Raw genomic sequence first — 21,589 nt, 5'->3', positions numbered from 1 at the left:
CTCCTGCCTCTTCATCACATCAACATCAAAAAGGACGTCATCCGCCCTTCTCCTATGTTGCAATTATACATAAATCGTTGCTATTTTCACCTTTTTTGTTTTTCCAGACAAGTGTGCGCGCTATGGTAAAATAAAGAGGAAGTCATCGGGGACAGGAGGATGAAGCGATGCAATGGACAAAATCGGAGCAATTGTATGAAGAAGCGCTCCAGCACATCGTTGGCGGGGTGAACAGCCCGTCTCGCTCATACAAAGCGGTCGGCGGCGGTGCCCCAGTCGTGATGGAGCGGGCGCAAGGGGCGTATTTTTGGGATGTGGATGGAAACAAGTACATCGACTACTTGGCCGCCTACGGACCGATCATCGCCGGGCACGCCCATCCGCACATCGCGGAAGCCATCCGCCGCGCCGCCGAGACCGGTGTGTTGTACGGCACGCCGACGCCGCATGAGATTACATTTGCGAAGATGTTGAAAGAGGCGATTCCGTCGCTTGAGAAAGTCCGCTTTGTCAACTCGGGGACGGAAGCGGTGATGACGACAATCCGCGTCGCCCGCGCCTACACCGGACGAAGCAAAATCGTCAAATTCGAAGGCTGCTACCACGGCCATTCGGACCTTGTACTTGTCGCCGCCGGCTCGGGGCCATCGACGTTGGGGACGCCGGATTCAGCCGGCGTGCCGCAAAGCATCGCCCAAGAAGTCATTACCGTGCCATACAACGATGTCGACTCATTCCGTGAAGCGATGAATGTTTGGGGCGAACAAGTCGCCGCCGTATTGGTTGAGCCGATCGTCGGCAACTTCGGCATCGTCCTACCAAAACCGGGCTTTTTAGAAGCGATCAATGAGATTGCTCACAAGGAAGGGGCGCTCGTCATTTACGACGAAGTGATCACCGCCTTCCGCTTTATGTACGGCGGAGCGCAAAACTTGCTTGGTGTGGAGCCCGACTTGACGGCGATGGGGAAAATTATTGGCGGCGGTCTGCCGATTGGGGCGTACGGCGGACGCCAGAACATTATGGAACAAGTCGCTCCGCTCGGACCGGCGTACCAGGCCGGGACGATGGCCGGCAACCCGGCATCGATGCTTGCGGGCATCGCCTGCCTTGAGGTGTTGAAACAAGAGGGCGTCTATGAGCATCTCGACCGATTGGGAGCCATGCTGGAAGAGGGCATCCTTGCCCATGCTCGCCAATGCGGCCTTCCGGTGACCGTCAACCGCTTAAAAGGCGCGCTCACCGTCTTCTTCACGGACGAAAAGGTGGAAAACTACAAGCAAGCCCAGCGCAGCGACGGCGAGTTGTTTGCGAAATTTTTCAAGCTCATGCTCAAACAAGGGATCAATCTCGCGCCATCGAAATATGAAGCATGGTTTATCACCCTCGCCCATACAGAAGACGACATCGCCTATACGATCGAGGCGGTCGGCAAGGCGTTTCGGCAGCTATAAGCGCTTGCGCCTCCGTCACCCTCGTCAAACAGCGCCCGCGTCAGGCAGGCGCTGTTTTGTTTTCACTGCATTTGTTGACAATTTTGTGAACAAAGCAGGAGAACAGGAAAGGGTCATTGATTTCCACCTGCCTGCATGATATGATAAACATTAAATTCTGAAAATTAAGACTCGTATTTTTCATCCAGCAAGCAGTGGAGGAGGTGACCGGCGCCGAGGGGAGAGCGCCCTCCCGACCGCGCCTAAGTATACATGGAGCAACGTACATATCGTTCGGCAAACGAAGCGAACCAACGCGGCGCCATACTGTTGGCGGCAATGGAAAAGCGGAACATCCCGACCAACGAACATGTCCAAACTGTCCTTCAGGCGCTTGCCCAATGGGGCGCAAAAGGAAACGCTGCGATTCAGCTGGACATCCCGCGCAAACTATGGATGGAAAAACTCGCGAATGCTGGACAAAATCCGGAAATTGCAACAAACAGCTATTTCACCGTCGGCCATATACACGTTGCGCCTTCCGCTGACGCTGAGCGGGTTCGGGCGCACCTTCGCCAATTGTGCAAACAGTTCGGCTTCATTCTTCTGTTCGAAACCATCCGGCCATCCGCAGATGAAAGCGCCTTGTTTTGGCAAATCGCCATGCTGCCAGGCGATGTATTTTCGTTATCAGACCGCTTGTTTCGACTGACGGCCGCTATGGAACGCGAGCCGCACGTCCGCGTTGCTTCGCTCGGCCACACTCATGTGATCTATCAAGCATATACACTGGCTGATTTGTTGCGCGAACCGGATGTATCCCATCCGTTTTTCGCCTCAGCCGCTTCGTTCGCCTATGCCAATGGGGCGGAGTCTTTCTTTTGCCATCAGCGGCTCGGTTCAGCCGGCATGCTTGTCCATTGCGGGGAAATGTCTGTTGGCGCTGTGGAAACGCTTATTTACGACCACGGTTACAGCCTGCTCGAGGCAGCCGGAGCTGCCTTTTGGCCCGACGCGGCCAAACGACACAGCTTGCCGTCTATCGGACAGCTGCCGGCATGTTTGGCCGCCAGCTTCGAACAAGAAGCCGTATGGGTCGCCGGAACAGCCGGAGCGCTTTGGAAAACGGATGATTCCTCCCGTGTATTCATCGCCTCTCGTCCGCAGGGCGGCCATGCTGAACCGCTCGCTCCCGGCCAGCCGCTGGCGCTCATCCGTTCCACAACGGGGCGAACCCAATGGCTGAATGGCGACCATTTCCTCCAAGAGATGGCAATCCGCCTCTCCAATCGGCGCGATGCACATGCTCCGATCACCTTTTGATCCTTCACGCCCTGCTGATTTCGGCAGGGCGTTATATTTTTTTCCTTGCACTTATATTTTTTTCCTTGCACTCATATCTAAAAGTGTGTATAGTACTGAATGGTCTACGAAAATGGAAAAGGAGAGGTTTCCATAGATGAAGCTCGGTGCCCGCATTTTCAAAACGGGGATCGCGGTGGCGCTCGCCTTGTTTTTGGCGGCGCTCTTTCACTTTCCGTCACCGGTGTTCGCCGGCATTTCCGCTGTATTTGCCATGCAGCCAACCATTTATCGCTCATATTTGTCACTCATCGAACAAGTGCAGGCGAACGTGATCGGCGCCTTGTTCGCGATTGCGGCGGTTCTTATCCTCGGCCGCGACCCGCTGGTCGTCGGCTTGACGCTCATGATTGTGATCGCTCTTTGCCTAAAAATGCGCCTTGAATCGTCGACAATTTCCGTGGCGCTTGTCACCGTCATTGCCATTATGGAATACACGGATCGCCAATTTATCGAATTTGCGGCCATCCGCTTTTTAACGATTATGTTCGGCATTTTCGCCGCCTTTCTTGTCAACTTGATTTTCTTGCCGCCAAAGTATGAAAAGAAATTGTACGAAAAAATTCGCGATGAGACGGAAGCGATTTTGAAATGGATTCGCCTTTGTCAACAGCAGGCGACCGATCATCATCACTTAAAGGACGAGATCGAAACGTTGCACGAGAAAATGACGAAACTGGAGCACTTGTATTTAATGTATAAAGAAGAACGCACCTATTTTCGACGCCAACGCTTCCAAAAGTCGCGCAAGCTTGTGCTGTACCGGCAAATGATTGCCTCAGCCGACCGGGCGCTGTCCGTATTAAAATGGCTCCACCGCCTTGAGAATGAGTTGGGCCGCCTGTCCGACCCGTTTCGCCATGCCATCTTCCTGCACCTTGGCAGCCTGGTTGGGTATCACGAGCAAATGTTGCTGAAGTTTGTCCATCAAGCAAAGCCGCTTCCCCATCACATGTGGGCAGAAGGCATCGATCGCGAACGGGGGCAGCTCGCTTCCATGATTTACGCCGACGGGCAGCCACCTTCCGATTACCGCCTATTTTCGTTACTCGGCGCCATCATTGATTATGGAGACCGGCTTGAGCATTTAGACAAGTTAATTGATAGTTTTCACCATTACCATTACGATGACGAATTGGCCAAACAGCTCGAAAAGTCGGCAGGCGGCCGCTCCTAGCAGGCCGCCTCTCTCAATTTTTCATCCGCGGGTCAAGCGCGTCGCGCAGCCCGTCGCCCATTAAGTTAAAGCCAAGCACCGTCAGCATGATCGCCAATCCAGGGAAAATCATCGTCCACGGTGCTTGGGTCAAGAAGTCTTTGGCATCAGACAACATTTTCTTAATATTTTTGCTTACTACTGCAACTGCTGGATCGTCAACAAATGATAATAGCTTCCTCCCTTTTCCATCAGTTCCTCATGCGCGCCTCTTTCGACAAAAAAAGCAGAAAAAACCTGCCAGCGATGCCGAACAGGCTTTTTTCACGCCGCTATTTATTTTTGGTAAGCTTGAAACATCGCGTACCATTTGTCGATAAACTCGGGCGCAAACGGCCCTTTTCGCTCTTGAATCCAGCCGACAAGCTTATGGACGTTGTCTTTTAAAATGCGGTCAATCACATCCGGATAGTGCATCTCGCGGCGGTGCCGTTCGTACTCATCCTCATCGAGCAGCATATACGTCATGTCCGGAAACACTTTAATGTCTAAATCGTAATCGATGTATTTGAGCGCTTCCTCATCCCAAACAAACGGTGAACTTAAATTGCAGTAATAATACACCCCGTCCTCGCGGATCATGGCGATAATGTTAAACCAGTGCTTAGCATAAAAAAAACAAATCGCCGGCTCGCGCGTCACCCACGTCCGGCCGTCTGCTTCCATGACGAGCGTCTTGTCGTTGCCGCCGATCACATAGGATGGCGTTCCTTTTAACACGATCGTTTCGTTCCAAATGCGGTGAATCATCCCATTATGTTTGTAGCTATGGATTTGAATGATTTTCCCTTCCCGAGGATATGCCGGCATCATTCTTCCCCACTTTCCGACGGGAGCTTTTCTTCTGTATTATACCGTATTATACCGTGTTCTTTTGGCAATGAAAAGAAAAGCAGGCCGATTTGCCCAGGCCGGAACGGCCAAGCGGCGCGCTCCGTCTAGGCTCTGGACGCCATCTGTCCGAAAAATGCGCGGCGGATGTCTTCGACTTGCTGCTTCATTCGCCGCACTTCCTCGCGAAGCGCGGAGGTCGGCGCTTCGCGTTCGAGCTCGTCCAACTCGCGAGCAAGCTGGTCGCAACGCTCCATCTCATGTCGCAAAAACAGCGCTTCGTCCCCGGCATTCATCCACCCATGCCCCATCATTCTTCCTCCATTCTCCCTTCCCCTTTTGCCTCCTGGCTTTAACAAAACAGTTCGCTCCTTAAGCCGTTAATCCCTTTCGCTAATCTTGCAAAAGAGTGGCGGTTTTTGTCGCAAAAAAAGCAGGGGCGCGCTGCCCCTGCTTTTTCCTTCCATCTTCGGCCTATCGCCTGCGCTCTTGTAGCAACATACGCCGTCGTCACAACCGCCAGGCGTCAGCCATGGATGATCGTTGGTTACTGATTGACATTTTGCGCTTTGCGAGCTTCCGCTTGCGCATTTTGTTGTTTTACTTGTTGCACATTCGTCTCAGCCGCAAATTCCGTTGCGAATTGGCCTGCTTGAGCAGCTTGAGCCGATTGGGCATTTTGTTGTCTTACTTCTTGAATGTTCGTGCCAGCTGCTGTTTTGTTCGGTTGTTTGGCCATTGTTCTCACCTCCACATGCCTTACTATGCCCCGGAGGTGACGGACTTATCCGTGGACACTACAAAAGCAAAGATCTTCCACCATCAACAATAATCGTCTGCCCGCGAATCATCTCGGCGGCATCGGATAATAAAAACAAAACGGCGTTGACGAGATCGTCCGGTTTGACTGGGCGCCCAGCTGGCGTGTTGGCCGCCGCATCGGCGAGCAGCTCGTCGCGGTTCGGAAAATGCTTCAACGCCTCCGTATCAACTGCTCCGCCGGAAACGGCGTTGACGGCGATGTTTTTCGGCGCCAGCTCGACAGCTAAGTAGCGGGTCAGCGCTTCCAGAGCGGCTTTCGAGACGCCGACCGCCGTATAGTTTTCCAAATAGCGGATCGACCCAAGCGAGCTGATACTCACAATTTTCCCGCCGCCAACCCGCTCCATCCGTTTCGCCGCTTCTTGGGCGCAAAAGAGAAGCGCTTTGCTGTTGATGTTCATCGTCCAGTTCCAATGCGTTTCCTCAAGTTCCAGCGCCGGGCGCAGCACGCCGGAGGCAGCGTTGTTCACGAGCACGTCGACCCGTCCGAACGTTTCATCAATTTTGGCAAACATCGCCCGGATTTTCTCGACATCGCCAACGTTCGCTTTGACGACGAGCGCTTTTCTCCCGAGCGCTTCAATTTCACGAGCCGTTTCTTCAGCAGCGGTTTTGCTGCGGGCATAATTGACCACGATATCATATCCTTCTTGCGCCAGCCGCATCGCAATGGCTTTGCCGATGCCGCGGCTGCTTCCTGTCACGACCGCTACTTTTCCACTCATGTTTTTCCGCCCCTTTACGTATAATATAGCCGAATTCCACCGCGAAGGAGGCGCAGCCTATGTACGTTGGCCGCGATATGACAGAATTGTCCATGATCCCGAAAACGGAATGGACAGACGACGAACTCGCTCATTTTCACCATTCATTCCAGCAAATCGCTCCGTATTTAAACGCCGAAGGGCAAACGATCTACCGCGAAATTCTCGAAGAAATCGAAGCGCGCGGCGGCCTTGGGCGCCGTGAAGCGACGTATACAAACGGCACGATGACAGTGCCTGACTAATGCAGGCGGTGCGCTTCGCCTGCCTGTTCTTTGTACTTACGCCAAATACGCTGGTGTGACACCGGAAACACATAAGACTCAAGCTCGTCGCCTGGCACGAGCCGGAGCGGCTCTTCCACCGGTCCGCCGTCAACTAGACGCCCGCGATACACCGTCAGCCGCCAAACTAGATGGGAAAACGCGTGATCAAACGAGGCAAACGGCTCGGCCAGCTCGATTTGCAAACCGTACCGCTCATGCAACATTTGTCCGAGCTTCTCTTTCCCTTCTTCCCCGCCTGTTTCACAGCCCGGGAATTCCCATAAATTCGCCAACAAGCCGGTGTTGCTGCGCTTGCGGATGAGAATGCGTCCTTCATCATCGGCCAGCACCGCTACTGCGAGCGCCACTTGTTTGACCGCTGTTTTTTTCGTTTTCACCGGTAGCTCTTCCGGCACCCCTTCGGCGAACGCTTGACAGTAGGCTTGCACGGGACAAAGAAGGCATGATGGGCGGCGCGGCGTGCAAACAAGAGCGCCAAGCTCAATCAGCGCCTCGTTAAACGCTCCCGGGTTTTCGTACGCCATAATCTCGCGGACGATTTGTTCAAACCGTTTTCGCGTCGATGGTTTCGCAACATCATCCGTCACGAAAAACAAGCGCGACAACACGCGCATGACATTGCCGTCCACCGCCGGTTCCGGCACGCCGTAGGCAAGGCTCAACACCGCCCCGACTGTGTACGGACCGACTCCTTTTAGCTTCGAAAACTGCTCCGGATCGTCCGGCACCTGCCCGCCGTACCGTTCCTTTACTTCCTTGACCGCCGCGTGCAAATGGCGGACGCGCGAGTAGTAGCCAAGCCCTTCCCACGCCTTCAGCACCTCGTCTTCTTCAGCCTCGGCGAGCGCCTCCAGCGTCGGAAACTGTTCTACAAACTTTTCAAAATACGGGATCACCGTCTCGACGCGCGTCTGCTGCAGCATCACTTCCGACACCCATACTTTGTATGGGTCTCGGTCTTTTCGCCATGGCAAGTCGCGGCGCTCCCGGGCGAACCAGTCAAGCAAATCGCGCTGAAACTCGCGCGCCGGAAACCGCTTAGTCCACGTTGTGATTTTCACTATTCTTCCCCCATGATGCCTATTGTCCATCCCATTATACCAAAAAGCCCTCGGCGTGGCTTGCCGCACGCCGAGGGGAAACGGAAGGAATCGTTCTCAACTTTCCTTAGCCGCCGAAACACAGGCGATTTGTTCATGCTGGGCTCGCAATCGCCGCAGCAAACCCGAACCCCATAATCGCCAGCCCTGTAGCCAACCTGCGCCGGTCCGGGAACCATTTCACAAGCGTCGACACCGGCGCAATGTATCCGACGCCAAGCCCAATTCCTCCCAACACCCCGTAAAACAAATACAGCAAGTATTTCGAACCAAGCGCCACGGCCAAACCAGACCCCGTCACCCCGAGGCCAAAGAAGACGGCCGCCAATAGCCCGGATTTCCGCGGCCCGTGCTTTTCCACAAAATGGCCAAGGAACGCAGCCGACAAACCTAAAAAGCTGACAACTGAAACCTCTTCTTCCAAAACCAACAGCGTCCTGTGCAAAAGCAGGGCGCTGTTTTGTTTGCCAAAACACCATCCGCTGCCGGCTTGCGTCGGCAATGAATTTTAGTGATTCCGCCCCTCCCCAGCTGTCGGCGTCGTATGATACAATAGCCATACCGTTGTTTGCCCCAACTGGACAAGAGAACGGTTATTGGCCCGACCCCGGACGGGATATACTAACAAACGACGCTGACAAAGGAGGCGCCTTCACGTTGGATACAGGCACACATGTTTTGATGGGAGTGGCGCTCGGCAGCTTAGCATCGCTCGACCCCACCATTGCCCATGACCCGTTTTTATCCCATGCCGTATTGATTGGCACGCTCGCCGGATCACAGGCACCCGATATCGATACAATTTTAAAGTTGCGCAATAACGCCAAATATATTCGCAATCATCGCGGCATCACCCATTCGATTCCCGCCGTTGTCATTTGGCCGCTGTTGATCGTCGGCATCATGGCCGCCGTCTATCCGGAAACGGACTGGCTCCGCGTTTGGCTTTGGACGTTTGTGGCTGTTGCCTTTCACGTGTTTGTCGATATTTTTAACGCTTACGGGACGCAAGCGCTGCGCCCGTTCACAAAAAAATGGATCGCCCTTGGCGTCGTTCATACGTTTGACCCAGTTATTTTTGCGCTTCATTTGCTCGGCGTCGGCGCCCTGTTTCTCAACGTCCACCCCGGTTATGCGTTTCTCGTCGTTTATGCGCTCGTGGCCGCGTATTATGTGTTCCGCTTCCGCGAACAAGCCAACATTAAACAGCTCGTGCACGCCTCTATACAAGGAGTGACGGACATCATTACTGTGCCGACGTGGCGGCCGCGCGAATGGCATTTAGCCATTTCAACCTGCGACGAATTTTACGTTGCCCGCGTCAAACACGGCGAGCTCATCATCCTCGACCGCTTCCAAAAACGGCCGCTTCCCGACCACCCGGTGATCAACGCCGCCAAGCGCGATGAAAACGTCGCCGCCTTTTTGTCGTTTTCCCCGGTGTACCGTTGGGAAATGAACGAATACGACGACTATTATGAAGTGCGCTTTACTGATTTGCGCTACCGGAGCAAAGGATACTATCCATTCGTGGCCGTCGTTCAGCTAGACCGCAACCTCAACATTGTCAGCTCATACACGGGCTGGATTTTCAGCGAAGGAAGGCTGCGGAAAAAGCTCGAGGTGACGCCAAACTGACAGAGCGGCTTGTTTTGATCCAACAATTTGCACACATAAGCGCCGCCCTTCGTTTCATAATAAGAATACGTGTTGGCCATCCAACACGAGCTCGCCTCAAAAGGGGGAATGGGCCGTGCGAAATAAGGAACGCAACTTCCCGAACCAAAACAACAACAAGCTCGAAGGCGAGCCGCGCGCCAAAGCGGAATACGCGTCCAAGCGGGCTGACGGGACGACCAACACTCACCCACAAGAGCGGATGCGCGCTTCAGGCAAGCGCAGCGACTTCTTCTAAAGAGAGAAAAACCGGGGAGCATGGACACATTCGCCTGCTCCCCGGCACATTCAGCAGCGAGGTGAACGGTCATGAGTCACCATCAGCGCAAAAAATTTTATGACAACTTTTACTCGAATCCGTTCCAGCAGCCGTGGGCCAATCCGAAACACGCTCATTCGCAGGTGAACGGTGAAACGCAGCAAACGCTCGACCTCATCATTTTAGAGCGGGAGACGCGCAAGCAGTCGTAGCGAAAAAACTTAGGGGTTGTTCCCCCTAAGTTTTTTTCTTTCGACTCGCTTTCCGTCTGGCTGCAAACTGATCCCGCCTGTCATGAGGAGGGCAAATTCGGCTTGCGGAGCAGCGAAATCGGCAACGCTTCTTCCTCCCCGTTTCCTTTCAGCCGCCAGCCCCAGGCAAACACTCCTTTTAAATAGCGAACTTTGAAATATTCCCCAGGTGCTCCTTCAATTTCATAAATCTCTCCCGGGGGAAAATCAGGTATTGTCAAAAGTTTATCCTCCACACTCACGGTTTTCCCTTGAGTTTCAACGGTTGGAAGAAAAAAAGCTTGCCACCCCCGTTGTTTTCGGCCATCATTGAGGTAACGACACCCAACAGCCAAAACAAAGGAGTGACAAGCTTTGTTACCTCAATTATTAGCCTATTTGCTCGAAATAATCAAGACCCAATATCAAATCATTGTGTATTTGATGGGTGTGATCGTGGGAAAATCCTTGAATCTCGAGGACTTGGACGAACCCATCCAAAAGCCGTACCGGAAACTTCAGGTCGATGACCTTCCGATCATCGATGTGCCGGAAACCCTTGATTACCGAAAGCTGTTGGCAGACTATGAAGCCCAGCACGGACGTCCTTTACGGCCCATCCAGCGCCGCGCGAATGCGAAACACCGTGTTCCGGATTCGTTGACCTGCCCTCGCTGCCAGGCTCCCTCTTCTTACCTGTACGCCAATAACGGCGGAAAAGGGCAATACCAATGCAAAGTGTGCCAGTGCCGGTTCAACCACCGAAATCGGTTCACCAAGCAAGCGGTCTTTCGCTGCCCGCACTGCAAAAAGACGCTGGAAAAAATCAAGGAACGCAAAGAATACAACATCTATAAGTGCAAGAACAACGCTTGCCCGTTTTACCAGGCCAACCTTCGCCGGATGACGAAGAAGGAGCGCCAACAGTTTCAACAGGATCCTCAAGCCTTCAAGGTGCGGTATTTGTTTCGAGAGTTCTTGTTTGACTTTCTCCCGTTGGCTTCCTCGTCGCTCATCAAGCCGAAGGTCGATTTGTCCCGGCTGGCTGCGTCGCCGCACGTGTTGGGGCTCGTGTTGACGTACTACGTCAACTTTGGGATGTCCTCGAGGGAGACCGCCGCCGCCATGAAGGACATCCATGGCGTCTCGATCTCCCATCAGACGGTGCTCAACTACGCCAACAGCGTCGCGCTTTGGATCAAGCCCTTTGTCGACCGGTTCCCGTATGAGCTGTCCGGTTCGTTTTGCGGGGACGAGACGTATATTCGCGTCAAAGGGCGCTGGCATTACCTGTTCTTTATGTTTGACGCCGTCAAAAAGATCGTGCTGTCGTATCGCGTCTCGCCCAACCGGGACACGCTCTCGGCCATCAAGGCCATCGATGATGTCCTCAGGAAGCTAGCGTCCCTCCCAGACGACTTGTCGTTCGTCGTGGATGGCAACCCGATTTATCTGCTGGCGCAACACTTCTTCGCCCAACACGGGATTTCATTTGACGTCCGCCAAGTGATCGGGCTGACCAATGAGGATCCGGTCTCGGAAGAGTTTCGCCCTCTCAAGCAGATCATCGAGCGATTCAACCGGACCTTTAAAGGCAACTACCGCCCGACCCATGGGTTTGGTGCGGAAGAAGGCTCGGTGTCCTTTGTGACGCTGTTTGTGGCGTATTTCAACTTTCTGCGCCCACACAGCGCGCTCGAAGGCCGGGTGCCGGTCGTCATCCCGGAACTGGCGGATCTTCCGCATATGCCGGCCCGGTGGACGAAGCTGATCGCCATGGCACAAGCGTTTCTCCAACAAGAGGCGGCCTGACTTTTTTGTCCTCTGGAGCCCGTTGAACAGAACTCCTGCCGGATTCGGCGAAGCGAACCCTTGACCAACCGAACACCGCCAAAGGTAAAATTCGGTCATGGCAAGGGCGGCTTTCTTATTGCCTTCTTTTTTGTCCCCGTCGCCCTTGACGACTCTTCCGCACCTTTGGCGGGTGTTGGTCAAGGGCGAATCCGGCCCTCCGCATGCCCCACGATGCTCAATGGGATGATCTGTGTGGAGTTTTCATAGAACTTTTGACGCTACCGAAAATCAGCAGGGTTAAGCATATACGCTTTCGCCATGGCCATTTTTCGCTCATAGACAGCATATTCATTCACCATGCCCATCTGCTCCGCCTTACGCGCTTTCTCAGCCAACACGGCGATTTCCCGCTGCAACTCCTCTTTCGTCATCTCGCTATACCGTTTTTGGTCCTCTCTCATGGTCACGATCCCCCTTTTTGGTTTTCACCGCTGCCTTGCCCGCGCAGCCATTCATCGATCAAGTCGAGTGAAAACCCTTTCCGATAAAGGGCTTGGCGCATCTTTTGCTCATAAAGCGGCCGCGGGTGGTGCGCATAACGGCGGTGCGCTTTCTCCGCCTGAACACTGAGTGCCTCCCGTTCTTCTTTTTCAGTATGAGCGCCGCCATCCGCCAAAACGGCGGCAATCACCTCATGCGGAAACCCTTTGCGCATCAGCTGCTGCCGCACCCGTTCCAAAAACGCGCGAGCCGATTCAGCCCGGCGCTGTTTTTTCGCCTTTTCGTAAAGCGAGCGGGCGATGGCCATCTGTTCATCCAACGTATACTCCGCCAAACTCTGCTCGATCAAGCAGCCCAAAACACCGAGCCGTTCCAGTTCAGCGCGGATGAGAAGCGGCCCTTTCGCCGCCGTCTTTTTTTGCGTGCGCACGTAGGCGGCCGCAAACGCCCCGTCATCAACATACCGCTCAGCGCGAAGTTTTTTGAGCACTTCATCAATCACCGAATCCGGAGCGCCTTTTTTTCGCAAATGTGCAGCGACCTCATGCTCCGAACGCATCCGGTGCGCCAAAAAGTAAAGCGCCTGTTGATACGCCTTTTTCACCTCATCGGCATACACAATATGTTGAAGCAGGTCGTCGCTGATCTCCAGCCCTTTTTTCAAGCGGAATTGAAGCAATACATCTTGATCAACTGTCAATCTCAACGACGGTGCGCCGTCACGGTGCACGACAATCCAAAATCGTTCAGCATTTTGTTCGGTTGCGACAATGTCGGCAATCGTTCCCATTGTTTGTCCCCCTTATCTTTTATGGTATCATAAGCAGGAACTTCTGACACCAAAAGCGAAGTCATAAAATAAACCAGTCGTACGGTCTCCCGCCTGCTTCGCCGCCCGCACTGGCTTCCGGTTCCCGCCTGGGCACTTCGCCTTCTCCTCGGCGAAATGAGCATGCTTGTTGCCGAAGGGCAACGCGTCATTCCGGAAAAGCTGCTGCAAGCTGGGTTCCGCTTTTCGTTTCCAACGTTAGAAGATTGTCTCACGGATTTGTTTTTGCCGCAAGGCTGACAAAAAATATCCAAAAAAATTAACAAAAAAGCAATTCCCTTTTTTCATCTAATCGTGTATGATAAAGAAGACTTCAGGGCAGTTGTGGTTCATAACCGCATACGGACAGGAATAAGGGGGAGGCAAATGGTGCGCCACCAGCGCTCGCGCTGGTTCTAGTGGGTTCGATTCCCACCCCGAAATTTTTTTAACGATGTTTTTATAAAAAAATTTCGAGGGTGGGTTCCCGCTGGGAGGCTGCCCTCGGCATCCAAAGGAGGGATGGGCCATGTTGAAAAAACGCGAGCTGCAAGACTGCCATGCGCTGTACGAGCTGATGGTGCATCCGGACGTCTTCCCTTTCGTGCGCCAAAAAGCCAGCTCGTACGAAGAGTTTTTATTCATGACAAAACAGCTCATGGAGGCGGAAGAACGCGGCGAATTGATTTCGCGCACGATTTTAGACGAATGGGGAAACCCAATCGGCACGATCAGCCTCTTTGACATTCAAGACGGCGCCGGCTTTTTAGGAACGTGGCTTGGCAAACCGTACCACGGGCGCGGCTACAATCAGCGCGCCAAGGAATCGTTTTTCCACGAACTGTTTTATGAGCTTTCCATCGAAACGGTGTTTTTGCGCATCCGCAAAGTCAATGTGCGCTCGATCAAAGCGGCGGAAAAACTGCCGTACGTCACGCCGGCCAATGAAACGCGGCGGGCGCTGCTCGAGCAAATCGGCACGGATGTATACAATTTGTACGAAATTACAAAAGACAACTACACGCTTTATACGATGCGCCATCCCTCCTTTACGCTGGAAAAGGAACAACGAAAAGAAGCGTAAGCGCGGAAGGACGCATGACGATCGAAAAAGAGGCTGTCCGTTCGGACATCCTCTTTTATTTATATATGCATAAAAACGGCTGGCCTCGTCCAAAATGGAACTAAAGGCATATCATGCAAAGCGAGGGAACGAGCGATGGAGGAAAAACGAAAACGCGAAAAAGTGAAGCATACGTTGACAAGCGCCCAAGAAGTAAGTTATGCCCGCGATTTTAAAATGGCGGACCAAGCGGGCGGTTACACTGCCAAAAAAGCGCGCCATTAGAAATGATTGCTATTTATATGGCGGCGCCGTCCATGCCATGCTAATGAATGAATCGTACGATTCACACTTCTTTATAGGGGGCATGGACGATGGGCCGATCTCGCGGACAACGGACGCGCGACAAAAACAAGGCAACTTTGCCGCAGGTTCCCAAACAATTGAAATCTGACGGCATTGACGTCGAATATTCGGCGGAATTTGCCGACCATGAAGACCTCGAGGCGCAAGCGCGCGCGGCCGCTGCTGGCATCCGCCGGCAAGAGCGCAAACGGTAACGGAAAGAGGTGTCCTTTCAATGGGACACCTCTTTCCTGTGCAGACCGCACCGTTATGTCGCCGCCTCCCCCGCCGGTTCGAGCACTTGGCTGTATCGCCTGTAAAAGAGGCCGAGCTCCCCTTTGTAATTGTCTTTCCACGGTTTTTCTTTGCCGCAATAATGAATAAAGACGGTGTTTTCCTCGATCCACGCCAAATTATGTTTTGGGTTGGGCAACAGCTGCAAAAAATCGTAATAACGGGCATCATAGTTGTAACGGTAGCTATCGACCGGTTTGATTTTGTCCCAATACAGCCCGTTGAGCACATCTTGGTCAGGAAGGACAAGCTTAAACCGGTTGTCGCGGATAAACTGGTAAATGTCCGCGAGCCGGACGTGTTCGCGCATCGCCGCGATGTTCATCATCATGACGCCCGTGTTGAAATAACCTTTCGCGTTCGGCGTTTTCAAGCGAAGTTTGTTGAACAAATTGGCCACTTTGGTCGAATGCGTATGCTCGGCGGCGATAAACCAGTTCCCCTCAAAGTCCATCTCATACAGCTCATCGATCGGATTGATGGCGACAATGTCCGGATCCAAGTACAGCACCCGGTCGACATCGGGCGGCAAAAACAAATGCGCCGCCAGACGGTAATACATCTCCACCGTATAGTGGCGAAACACCGGAGCATCATGAAACAGCTGCGGGTCGACATAAATTGGCACCAGTTCATGCCCTTGCTTGCGAACGAAATCACTAAGCGCCCGGATCTCCTCCTCCGCAATGCGCGAATAAAGCAAATAAAATGTAAACGGGCGCCGGTTATTGCAAAATAACGAATACATAAGCACTTTCAGCGGTGGAAGATAATTGGCGTCTGCCGTCACTAAAATGCGGAACATGCATCATCACTTCCTTTGCGTCATCGTTTCCCCTTTCTCTACATTATATCTGAACGCAGGCAAATGTTGCCCCCTTTTGGCCTTGGACAGCAATGTTTTCCTATCATCCTTTTCGTTGGATCATATTTCCTGTCCATGATATAGTGGAAAGAGAACAGAAAAAGGGGGATTGGAAACATATGGGGAATGTTCGTTGGGTGTTGGCTCTCATTTCGTTTTTAGCAATCACACTTTTCTCCTGCAGCAAACCGCCATCGCCGCACGATGCATTAAAAACGTACACCTCCTACTGGACGAAACAGCAATTTGCGAAAATGTACGACATGCTCTCAGAAGAAACGAAAAAAACAGTCGGCAAAGAGCAATTTGTTGACCGCTATAAAAAAATTTACGGCGACATCCAGGTGTCTCACTTATCCGTTGCCCCAGTCCCTGTTCATTCAGTAGCCAGTGTGCATGATGCCTCCACGATCCCCCCGTACTTTTTATCAATTTCCGCCGTAATCGTCAGCGTATCGTAAAGGCTTTTGGCCGCCATTCCGGCCGGCAGCCGCGCATGGCCGGCGATAAACTGCGTTTTCATCCGCTTTCCCTCTTTCCTCGTCTTTCTTATTGCTGTTATACCAACTATTATCTTGTTTCGCGGCGTACATCTATTTTCCCTGCCTCGTTTGGCAGGCAGCAAAAAAAAGCCGCCCGCCAAGCAAACTCGGCAAGCGGCAAATCGTTGCTTTTTAGCGCTTCTGCCTTGATGCAAGACGGTCTGCCTCCCAGTTCACCCACGCCCCGCTGTCTGGGTCAATCGAGGCGAGACGGAGCCAACCGTTTTGCACTTTGCGACGAAACTCTTCATTTCTGTCGAGCAGCTGCTCGATATAATAGGACGGCGCTTCGATGATGACAAGCAACCGAAGAGGAGCATGAAACAGTTCGCGATCGGACGCGGCGACCGACTGCCATGGAAAGCCGGCTAACAAGTCGCTCCCGTTCCCTTGCATGACGCCGATGCCGCCGGTCACCGTCTGGGTCGTTTTATCGCCGCTCCCGTAGTAGTGCGGTGCGACTGTTGAAGCGTAATATTGCAAGTTAATCCATTGTCCGACGGTCGCCGGCCCGGCGATAATGCCGGCGAGCGCCTCACCGGTCGGATCTTCGCGCCAATCGTAGCTATGCAAAAACACCCGGCCGTCTAAGTCCTTTCCTTTTGTCAACTTGCGGCGGCCGATCAAGAACGCAGCGTTCCGGGCCAATCCCCATTCTGGACGGATCTCGCTCCAATCAATGGCGCGCCGTTGCGCTTCCGCCACCGGATCGCGCGGCGTCTGTCCGACATGGGGGAGCTTTGCCATCCGCTCAGCGTTCGCACGGCGGCTCGCTTCGCCAAGCGCCTGCTTCAGCTGTCGAAACGACGCCTCAGCCGCTGCGGACAACGGCGGCATATCAAGCCAGCGGACTTCATCGACGGTCGTAATATGTTCCGCAGCGACAAACACCGTTTCATCCGGAATGTTGATCCCTTCAGCCGCCAGTCCAGCGCGCACTTCCGGCAAGTTGGCCAACGCGGCGAATACGCGGGCGTTGAACGCCCCGGCCGCACCACCGCACGCCCCGCAATCGAGCGCCGAAGCGTACGGGTTGTTGGCCGTCTCGCTTTCATGGCCGCAAACAACCACAAGCGGAGCGAACGAAGACGTCAAGCCAATGTTGACGAGCAGCTGCTTCACGTATTGCACTTGTTCCTCGGTTGTAAAGCCGATCGGCAGTCCAGACGATTCATCCTTTCCATGGCGGTGGAGCGACAAGTCCGTCTTCGGCTTATGTTCGGCTGCCGCTTCCGCCTGGCGGACGACCCGGCCAGCCCAAGCCGGCGCGGCGCTGCGGGCGAAGGTATGAAGGCCGAGCCATGGTCCGCTCATTTCCGGAAGCAATAAGCCGGCCAACATATGCTGTTTGATCTTTTTAAACGTCTGGCCGACAAAGCGGAATGCATCGCGCCGGCGACGGTACGGACGCGCCGCTTCCAAAGCGGCGGTTTCGTTGATTTCATGCTGCGGCGCGACGATCGCCGGGCATGACGGGTGAGCGTCATCGCTGTCAAGTGCGCGCGTTTGAATCGGCAAGCCGAAAAAGCCGGCGCAGCCATACGTTTCAAACGGTCCGGCCGCTTCCAAATGGCGGCGGAACGGCTCGGAACGGACGTCGATGCAAAACAATAGCTGCGCTGCCGCCTTCTTCGTCTCATCCATCGGCTGATGCGCCAATACCGCTTCTTTCAATTTCGCTTCATACGTATCTTCCCACGCTTCAAGCCAAAGATGACACCGGTCAATTCTCCAAAACCGATCGATAAACGCCAACCGGGCGCGCTGCTCTTTGCCGGACAGGTTCCGCCAGTCTTCCAGCGTCATCCCTCCCCAATGCAGCCAAGCGGCCAACAGTGAAAGAGCAGCGCCGATGTCCGCATGATCCTCCCGTTCAAGCGGCAAATATGGCGCCACAAGCGTCCATTCAAGCGACAGACGGACCGCCAAATAGTCAATCAATCCCCTCAATTCGTCGCCCGTCCGGCGCGACTGCCATACAACCATGCCAGCCCAGCCGGGCAACGCCAACAAATGCGCCTCCAAGTAAGCGGCGGTCTCTTCCTCCTGTACGCCAAGCTTCATCAACGCTTGACGCAGCGCCTCTTCCCCATCGTGCGGCCAATCGGCAAGCCGCTTCCGTTCCTCTTTCGAGAGCGCCGGGTCGGCGGCGATGAGCCGGCGCCATGCTCCGTAAAACCCCAGCTCACGATGTGGAAGCGCCCATGGCGCCGTGTTCGAACCATAAAACAGTTTGCACCATTTGACGGTTTGTTGGTCAAGGCGTTGGCTTACGCCGTGCAACGCGGCGCCCGCCGTCCGAACAGCCGCCGGACGCCATGCCGCCGCATGCGCCAGCTCCGCAAGTTCCGGCAGACGAAGCGCCTCGTTGGGCACCGTCTCATTCCAAAGGAGGGCGCGGCACATTCGCTCTGCTTCTTGGCGCCGCACCGGGAGCGGCTTGTTGTCAAGCCAACGCTGCAGCCGCCGCTCGACGAATACAAGGTCAATCTCCCCTTTTGCCATCGCCGCATGGAAAACCGCCATCGGCGGATACAAATCAATTCCATGCGCCTGCTGCAGGCGGGCGGCTGCGTCGGAAAACGTCTGCTCTTCAAGCCCCATCCACGGATGGCGGGCGATAAAGGCGGAAATCGGCCAAAGCGGCGCAACCGCCTTTGCCGCTTCGCTGACAAGCATAGCAAGCGGGCGGGCTTCTGCGCCGGTGGGCTTCGATTCCCCCGTTAGCCGTTCAAGCGGCATTGCACTTTTACTCATGAGCCATTCCCTCCTTCAGATAGGATGCCAAATAACGGGGATGCGCCTCCATAGCCGCTGGGCGCGGCTCCCCGAGATGAACGAGATGCATATACACCCGAACGGCAAGCGCCGATGTGCGCCGGTTTGCCAGCCAGGCAGCGGTCAATGCCGCCATCGCAAACAAGACGCCTACTGTCCATTCAAACGCGGCAGGCGGCACAAAAACCGTCGCTTCCCCCTGGCCGAGCAGCGTCAAAAACTGATGGCGCACCGTTTCCGAACCAAACGCCAACACAGCCACCGCCGCCAGGCCCATCCAGCGGCCTTCGCGGAAATCGGCTAGCCGTCCCCAAGCGACCGCCGCCGAGGCCCCAAGCAAAAGTGCGCTCAGCAGGCGGGCCGGTTCATTCGGGGAAGCGAACCAAAAAGACACCCCAAGCAGCACGCCAAGGAGAAGACCTCCCTGCCATGACCCGCTTCCTCGTTGGAATCCCGGCCGGCCGATCCTCGGAACAACCGAACCGGACTGCAGAAAAAGCGTCGCTTTAAACAGCCCGTGCAGCACCAAATGCACAACCGCCGCCCCGTAGGCGCCGAGGGCGCATTGCACAAGCATAACTCCCATTTGCGCCATCGTGGACGCGACCAGCTGGCGTTTATAGTCCGCCTGCACCAAACTAATGCCCATACCAATCAAAATCGAGCAAAAGGAGATCACAAACAATGCGATATGCGCCCCCGTCCCGCTAAAGAGCGGGGAAAAGCGCCAAAGCAACAGCCCGCCGGCATTGACGAGCCCCGCATGCATCACCGCCGACACCGGCGTCGGCGTCACCGCCGATTCCATCAGCCAGCGATGGAACGGCCATTGTCCAGCCGGGATAATGGCGGCCAAAATAAGCAGTCCGTTCATCACCGCCCTCTCCCAGGCGTCTAGGCGGGCAAGGCGCTCCGCCGACAGCGCAGAAGCAAGCTGCCATTCGCCGGCCGCCGTTCCGAGCCAGACGGCAGCGATGACGACGGCCAGCCAACTCAGGCTGAACACGACCGCCATTTGCCGGGCGACAAACTGCGCCGGCCTCCATTCTTTTTTCAATGCCGTTAACGCCACAAGGCCCATCAATGGAAGCCCCCAGCAGACGGCAACGAGGCGCATGTCGCCGCTTGCCCATGTCAGAGAAGCGGCCGACACCGTCCACGTCAACAAGGAAAAATAGCGCCGGTAAGCGCGGTCGCCATGCAAATAGCGAACGGCAAACCGTTGAATCACCCAACTGAGAAGTGAAATATAGACGGCCACCAACCAACTGACCGCATCAAACCGCCACGGCCCGGCCTCTGCGTTGCCGGCGCCGATCCATCCGGCGGCAGCCGCCGCTCCCGGAAGAAGCAACAGCCAGACGTGCACATGCACATACCGCTCCGGCATGCGCGGATGCAGCCATGCGGCTGCGCTGATGAAAACGATGGCCACTGCGGCGAGCCATCCCCATATGAACCATTGTGCTGCCATCACATTCTCCTCCCCTCGTCCTTTGTCTTCGTTCGGGAGAAAAAAGAAAAAACCGGCTATGTCAATCAGGCAACGCGACCAAAAAGGCCGCACCATTGCCTATAGATTGCCCATAGCCGGTTTACCTTCAACCAATCGTGAGGCGATTGTTTGAAGATCTCCCGCTGTGCAACAGACACCGGTCGGTTTCCCTTCAACGAACTTACACTGGCGTAAGTTTTTTGAAGGGCTCCCGACATGCTGTCCTTTATGTTTATCCTATACTGTAGATGAGCAAAATCACTAACATAAATTTACATCGAAACAAAAAAGGAGACATGAACCCGATTCCTTGGTTAGAATAGATGTGCTACCAAACCATTTACAAGGAGGTTCATATCTAATGAATAGATTAGCACATCATCAAGGAATTCACAAGTTTTTCACGATGTTGGGGTTGGCCCTTTATTTTTCAAAACCTGTTATGAAGCATCTCGTTCATATCGTGGATGCGATGATCACGAAGGGCTTTTCTGGAAAACAGCTCCATGTGGCATAAGGGGTACCCTGTTTGTTTCTTTTTACATGGTAATTATTGTTATGAAAATTGCTCATCTACAGTCCTATACTTACTATACAAAAGTTGTTTCAATTATACAATAACTTTATAAAAAAATGCCTTCTTCGTCCGGAGCGCCGTTTTATGGCGATGCGGGCGAACATTTAGCCCGTCAGCTGTTTTTCTAAATCGTTGAACAGCTTAAAGACGATCACCCGCTCGCCCGTTCGGGTGCTTAAATCCGTATGGAAGCTCTTCACCTTCTCGCCGGTGATTTCAAAAATCATTTCTTTCAAGTCATCGACTCCAGACTCCACTAAACTCGTCCGCGACCGCTTCACCGATAACATTCCTTCTTTTGATTCGCAAAGCGCGTACTCGGCGGGCGTCAGGATGCCGTGCAACGAAACGATGATCATATCGCGCAAAATATCGGTTTTCACCGATACCGAACCGCGGCCAAGAAAATCTTTTTCCCATTTTGTCAATGCTTTGCTGATTTCCGATTCAATCGAACCTTTTGATTTGCCCATGCCTCGATCCCCCTTCAGCCAAACCGCGGCCTCCCCGCTGCCAGCCGTTTCATTGAACTGATAAACATAATTA

The 21,589-nt window shown here is 54.1% G+C and carries 22 protein-coding genes and 7 pseudogenes; 14 read left to right on the top strand and 15 right to left on the bottom strand.

Annotated elements, in window-relative coordinates; genetic code table 11:
* Positions 1-167: 167 nt before the first annotated feature.
* From NSQ51_RS02670 to NSQ51_RS02660, 3 genes are all read left to right on the top strand, one after another.
* Positions 168-1,454 (top strand): glutamate-1-semialdehyde 2,1-aminomutase, encoded by a 1,287-nt coding sequence (locus NSQ51_RS02670; protein ID WP_033016710.1) that lies wholly within the window; start codon positions 168-170, stop codon positions 1,452-1,454.
* 252 nt (positions 1,455-1,706) lie between these two features.
* Positions 1,707-2,756 (top strand): glutamate synthase, encoded by a 1,050-nt coding sequence (locus NSQ51_RS02665; RefSeq protein ID WP_049624098.1) that lies wholly within the window; start codon positions 1,707-1,709, stop codon positions 2,754-2,756.
* A 136-nt stretch (positions 2,757-2,892) separates the two neighbouring features.
* Positions 2,893-3,972: an aromatic acid exporter family protein gene (locus NSQ51_RS02660; RefSeq protein ID WP_049624097.1), complete on the top strand. Its 1,080-nt coding sequence runs from the start codon at positions 2,893-2,895 to the stop codon at positions 3,970-3,972.
* 13 nt (positions 3,973-3,985) lie between these two features.
* On the opposite strand, the pseudogene NSQ51_RS02655 reads toward NSQ51_RS02660, so the two are convergent.
* The 5 genes and pseudogenes from NSQ51_RS02655 to fabL all read right to left on the bottom strand — a co-directional run.
* A pseudogene (locus tag NSQ51_RS02655) lies at positions 3,986-4,132 on the bottom strand (ABC transporter permease); the annotation flags it as partial.
* A 155-nt stretch (positions 4,133-4,287) separates the two neighbouring features.
* Complete coding sequence (locus NSQ51_RS02650; protein ID WP_033016708.1) at positions 4,288-4,821, bottom strand: DUF402 domain-containing protein; 534 nt, start codon at positions 4,819-4,821, stop codon at positions 4,288-4,290.
* Between the two features lie 128 nt (positions 4,822-4,949).
* Positions 4,950-5,153, bottom strand: coding sequence for a YgaB family protein (locus NSQ51_RS02645; RefSeq protein WP_230581390.1), 204 nt, complete (start codon positions 5,151-5,153; stop codon positions 4,950-4,952).
* A 236-nt stretch (positions 5,154-5,389) separates the two neighbouring features.
* A complete protein-coding gene (locus NSQ51_RS02640) occupies positions 5,390-5,581 on the bottom strand; it encodes a gamma-type small acid-soluble spore protein (RefSeq protein ID WP_033016706.1) in 192 nt (63 codons plus the stop codon).
* Positions 5,582-5,639: 58 nt separating this feature from the next.
* Positions 5,640-6,389, bottom strand: coding sequence for an enoyl-[acyl-carrier-protein] reductase FabL (gene fabL / locus NSQ51_RS02635; protein WP_033016705.1), 750 nt, complete (start codon positions 6,387-6,389; stop codon positions 5,640-5,642).
* Between the two features lie 59 nt (positions 6,390-6,448).
* On the opposite strand from fabL, the gene NSQ51_RS02630 reads away from it, so the two are divergent.
* Positions 6,449-6,673 (top strand): hypothetical protein, encoded by a 225-nt coding sequence (locus tag NSQ51_RS02630; protein WP_033016704.1) that lies wholly within the window; start codon positions 6,449-6,451, stop codon positions 6,671-6,673.
* Here NSQ51_RS02630 and mutY read toward each other — a convergent pair.
* Both mutY and NSQ51_RS02620 read right to left on the bottom strand, forming a co-directional pair.
* Positions 6,670-7,770 carry an A/G-specific adenine glycosylase gene (gene mutY / locus NSQ51_RS02625; protein ID WP_049624104.1) on the bottom strand — a complete coding sequence of 367 codons (1,101 nt, stop codon included), beginning with the start codon at positions 7,768-7,770 and terminating at the stop codon, positions 6,670-6,672. The genes NSQ51_RS02630 and mutY overlap by 4 nt on opposite strands.
* Before the next feature lie 145 nt (positions 7,771-7,915).
* Positions 7,916-8,212, bottom strand: a pseudogene (locus tag NSQ51_RS02620) (MFS transporter); the annotation flags it as partial.
* A gap of 260 nt (positions 8,213-8,472) precedes the next feature.
* Between NSQ51_RS02620 and NSQ51_RS02615 the strand changes: the two are divergent.
* From NSQ51_RS02615 to NSQ51_RS02605, 3 genes are all read left to right on the top strand, one after another.
* Complete coding sequence (locus NSQ51_RS02615; protein WP_033016701.1) at positions 8,473-9,453, top strand: metal-dependent hydrolase; 981 nt, start codon at positions 8,473-8,475, stop codon at positions 9,451-9,453.
* Between the two features lie 115 nt (positions 9,454-9,568).
* Positions 9,569-9,730: a small, acid-soluble spore protein K gene (locus tag NSQ51_RS02610; RefSeq protein WP_033009883.1), complete on the top strand. Its 162-nt coding sequence runs from the start codon at positions 9,569-9,571 to the stop codon at positions 9,728-9,730.
* A gap of 71 nt (positions 9,731-9,801) precedes the next feature.
* On the top strand, positions 9,802-9,963 hold the full coding sequence (locus NSQ51_RS02605; RefSeq protein ID WP_080706561.1) for a YpzG family protein: 162 nt from the start codon (positions 9,802-9,804) through the stop codon (positions 9,961-9,963).
* 80 nt (positions 9,964-10,043) lie between these two features.
* Here the strand turns inward: NSQ51_RS02605 and NSQ51_RS02600 are convergent, their stop codons facing one another.
* Positions 10,044-10,244, bottom strand: a complete 201-nt coding sequence (locus NSQ51_RS02600) for a YfhH family protein (protein WP_259463657.1) — start codon at positions 10,242-10,244, stop codon at positions 10,044-10,046.
* Between the two features lie 112 nt (positions 10,245-10,356).
* Here NSQ51_RS02600 and NSQ51_RS02595 point away from each other — a divergent pair, with 112 nt between their 5' ends.
* Positions 10,357-11,793, top strand: coding sequence for a DDE-type integrase/transposase/recombinase (locus NSQ51_RS02595; RefSeq protein WP_047817981.1), 1,437 nt, complete (start codon positions 10,357-10,359; stop codon positions 11,791-11,793).
* Between the two features lie 263 nt (positions 11,794-12,056).
* On the opposite strand, the pseudogene NSQ51_RS02590 reads toward NSQ51_RS02595, so the two are convergent.
* Together NSQ51_RS02590 and recX are read right to left on the bottom strand one after the other, a co-directional pair.
* Positions 12,057-12,236 (bottom strand): annotated as a pseudogene (locus NSQ51_RS02590) (DUF1811 family protein); the annotation flags it as partial.
* Positions 12,237-12,238: 2 nt separating this feature from the next.
* Positions 12,239-13,066: a recombination regulator RecX gene (gene recX, locus NSQ51_RS02585; RefSeq protein WP_033016700.1), complete on the bottom strand. Its 828-nt coding sequence runs from the start codon at positions 13,064-13,066 to the stop codon at positions 12,239-12,241.
* A gap of 87 nt (positions 13,067-13,153) precedes the next feature.
* Between recX and NSQ51_RS02580 the strand changes: the two are divergent.
* The 4 genes and pseudogenes from NSQ51_RS02580 to NSQ51_RS02565 form a co-directional block, all read left to right on the top strand.
* Positions 13,154-13,345, top strand: a pseudogene (locus NSQ51_RS02580) (DUF1731 domain-containing protein); the annotation flags it as partial.
* Positions 13,346-13,613: 268 nt separating this feature from the next.
* Complete coding sequence (locus NSQ51_RS02575; protein ID WP_049625089.1) at positions 13,614-14,168, top strand: GNAT family protein; 555 nt, start codon at positions 13,614-13,616, stop codon at positions 14,166-14,168.
* Positions 14,169-14,303: 135 nt separating this feature from the next.
* Positions 14,304-14,432: a YfhE family protein gene (locus NSQ51_RS02570; protein ID WP_080706560.1), complete on the top strand. Its 129-nt coding sequence runs from the start codon at positions 14,304-14,306 to the stop codon at positions 14,430-14,432.
* A gap of 89 nt (positions 14,433-14,521) precedes the next feature.
* Positions 14,522-14,707: a YfhD family protein gene (locus tag NSQ51_RS02565; protein ID WP_033009876.1), complete on the top strand. Its 186-nt coding sequence runs from the start codon at positions 14,522-14,524 to the stop codon at positions 14,705-14,707.
* A 53-nt stretch (positions 14,708-14,760) separates the two neighbouring features.
* On the opposite strand, the gene NSQ51_RS02560 is transcribed toward NSQ51_RS02565, so the two are convergent.
* Positions 14,761-15,591, bottom strand: a complete 831-nt coding sequence (locus NSQ51_RS02560; RefSeq protein ID WP_033016696.1) for a glycosyltransferase family 8 protein — start codon at positions 15,589-15,591, stop codon at positions 14,761-14,763.
* A 92-nt stretch (positions 15,592-15,683) separates the two neighbouring features.
* On the opposite strand from NSQ51_RS02560, the pseudogene NSQ51_RS02555 reads away from it, so the two are divergent.
* Positions 15,684-15,986 (top strand): annotated as a pseudogene (locus NSQ51_RS02555) (NTF2-like N-terminal transpeptidase domain-containing protein); the annotation flags it as partial.
* Positions 15,987-16,030: 44 nt separating this feature from the next.
* Here the strand turns inward: NSQ51_RS02555 and NSQ51_RS02550 are convergent.
* The 3 genes and pseudogenes from NSQ51_RS02550 to NSQ51_RS02540 form a co-directional block, all read right to left on the bottom strand.
* A pseudogene (locus tag NSQ51_RS02550) lies at positions 16,031-16,174 on the bottom strand (DUF3870 domain-containing protein); the annotation flags it as partial.
* Between the two features lie 151 nt (positions 16,175-16,325).
* Positions 16,326-18,950, bottom strand: a complete 2,625-nt coding sequence (locus tag NSQ51_RS02545) for a DUF2309 domain-containing protein (protein WP_049625090.1) — start codon at positions 18,948-18,950, stop codon at positions 16,326-16,328.
* Positions 18,943-20,445: an NADH dehydrogenase subunit 5 gene (locus NSQ51_RS02540; protein WP_049625091.1), complete on the bottom strand. Its 1,503-nt coding sequence runs from the start codon at positions 20,443-20,445 to the stop codon at positions 18,943-18,945. Before NSQ51_RS02540 ends, NSQ51_RS02545 begins: the two co-directional genes overlap by 8 nt.
* A 331-nt stretch (positions 20,446-20,776) precedes the next feature.
* Here NSQ51_RS02540 and NSQ51_RS02535 point away from each other — a divergent pair.
* Positions 20,777-20,962 (top strand): annotated as a pseudogene (locus NSQ51_RS02535) (IS701 family transposase); the annotation flags it as partial.
* Between the two features lie 185 nt (positions 20,963-21,147).
* Here NSQ51_RS02535 and NSQ51_RS02530 read toward each other — a convergent pair.
* Positions 21,148-21,516: a DUF2294 domain-containing protein gene (locus NSQ51_RS02530; RefSeq protein ID WP_033016693.1), complete on the bottom strand. Its 369-nt coding sequence runs from the start codon at positions 21,514-21,516 to the stop codon at positions 21,148-21,150.
* Positions 21,517-21,589: the final 73 nt, after the last annotated feature.

It is taken from the genome of Geobacillus sp. FSL K6-0789 (assembly GCF_038593135.1).
GTDB lineage: Bacteria > Bacillota > Bacilli > Bacillales > Anoxybacillaceae > Geobacillus > Geobacillus stearothermophilus.
The sequence above is the reverse complement of the archived record's forward strand: the minus strand, read 5'-3'. Positions and strand labels throughout refer to the sequence as shown.

What these genes read in the sequence shown, in the direction of transcription:
- NSQ51_RS02670 (WP_033016710.1), top strand. Translation starts at nt 168, where the DNA reads ATGCAATGGACAAAATCGGAGCAATTGTATGAAGAAGCGCTCCAGCAC.
- NSQ51_RS02665 (WP_049624098.1), top strand. Translation starts at nt 1,707, where the DNA reads ATGGAGCAACGTACATATCGTTCGGCAAACGAAGCGAACCAACGCGGC.
- NSQ51_RS02660 (WP_049624097.1), top strand. Translation starts at nt 2,893, where the DNA reads ATGAAGCTCGGTGCCCGCATTTTCAAAACGGGGATCGCGGTGGCGCTC.
- NSQ51_RS02650 (WP_033016708.1), bottom strand. Translation starts at nt 4,821, where the DNA reads ATGCCGGCATATCCTCGGGAAGGGAAAATCATTCAAATCCATAGCTAC.
- NSQ51_RS02645 (WP_230581390.1), bottom strand. Translation starts at nt 5,153, where the DNA reads ATGGGGCATGGGTGGATGAATGCCGGGGACGAAGCGCTGTTTTTGCGA.
- NSQ51_RS02640 (WP_033016706.1), bottom strand. Translation starts at nt 5,581, where the DNA reads ATGGCCAAACAACCGAACAAAACAGCAGCTGGCACGAACATTCAAGAA.
- fabL (WP_033016705.1), bottom strand. Translation starts at nt 6,389, where the DNA reads ATGAGTGGAAAAGTAGCGGTCGTGACAGGAAGCAGCCGCGGCATCGGC.
- NSQ51_RS02630 (WP_033016704.1), top strand. Translation starts at nt 6,449, where the DNA reads ATGTACGTTGGCCGCGATATGACAGAATTGTCCATGATCCCGAAAACG.
- NSQ51_RS02605 (WP_080706561.1), top strand. Translation starts at nt 9,802, where the DNA reads ATGAGTCACCATCAGCGCAAAAAATTTTATGACAACTTTTACTCGAAT.
- recX (WP_033016700.1), bottom strand. Translation starts at nt 13,066, where the DNA reads ATGGGAACGATTGCCGACATTGTCGCAACCGAACAAAATGCTGAACGA.
- NSQ51_RS02575 (WP_049625089.1), top strand. Translation starts at nt 13,614, where the DNA reads ATGTTGAAAAAACGCGAGCTGCAAGACTGCCATGCGCTGTACGAGCTG.
- NSQ51_RS02570 (WP_080706560.1), top strand. Translation starts at nt 14,304, where the DNA reads ATGGAGGAAAAACGAAAACGCGAAAAAGTGAAGCATACGTTGACAAGC.
- NSQ51_RS02565 (WP_033009876.1), top strand. Translation starts at nt 14,522, where the DNA reads ATGGGCCGATCTCGCGGACAACGGACGCGCGACAAAAACAAGGCAACT.
- NSQ51_RS02560 (WP_033016696.1), bottom strand. Translation starts at nt 15,591, where the DNA reads ATGTTCCGCATTTTAGTGACGGCAGACGCCAATTATCTTCCACCGCTG.
- NSQ51_RS02545 (WP_049625090.1), bottom strand. Translation starts at nt 18,950, where the DNA reads ATGAGTAAAAGTGCAATGCCGCTTGAACGGCTAACGGGGGAATCGAAG.
- NSQ51_RS02540 (WP_049625091.1), bottom strand. Translation starts at nt 20,445, where the DNA reads ATGGCAGCACAATGGTTCATATGGGGATGGCTCGCCGCAGTGGCCATC.
- NSQ51_RS02530 (WP_033016693.1), bottom strand. Translation starts at nt 21,516, where the DNA reads ATGGGCAAATCAAAAGGTTCGATTGAATCGGAAATCAGCAAAGCATTG.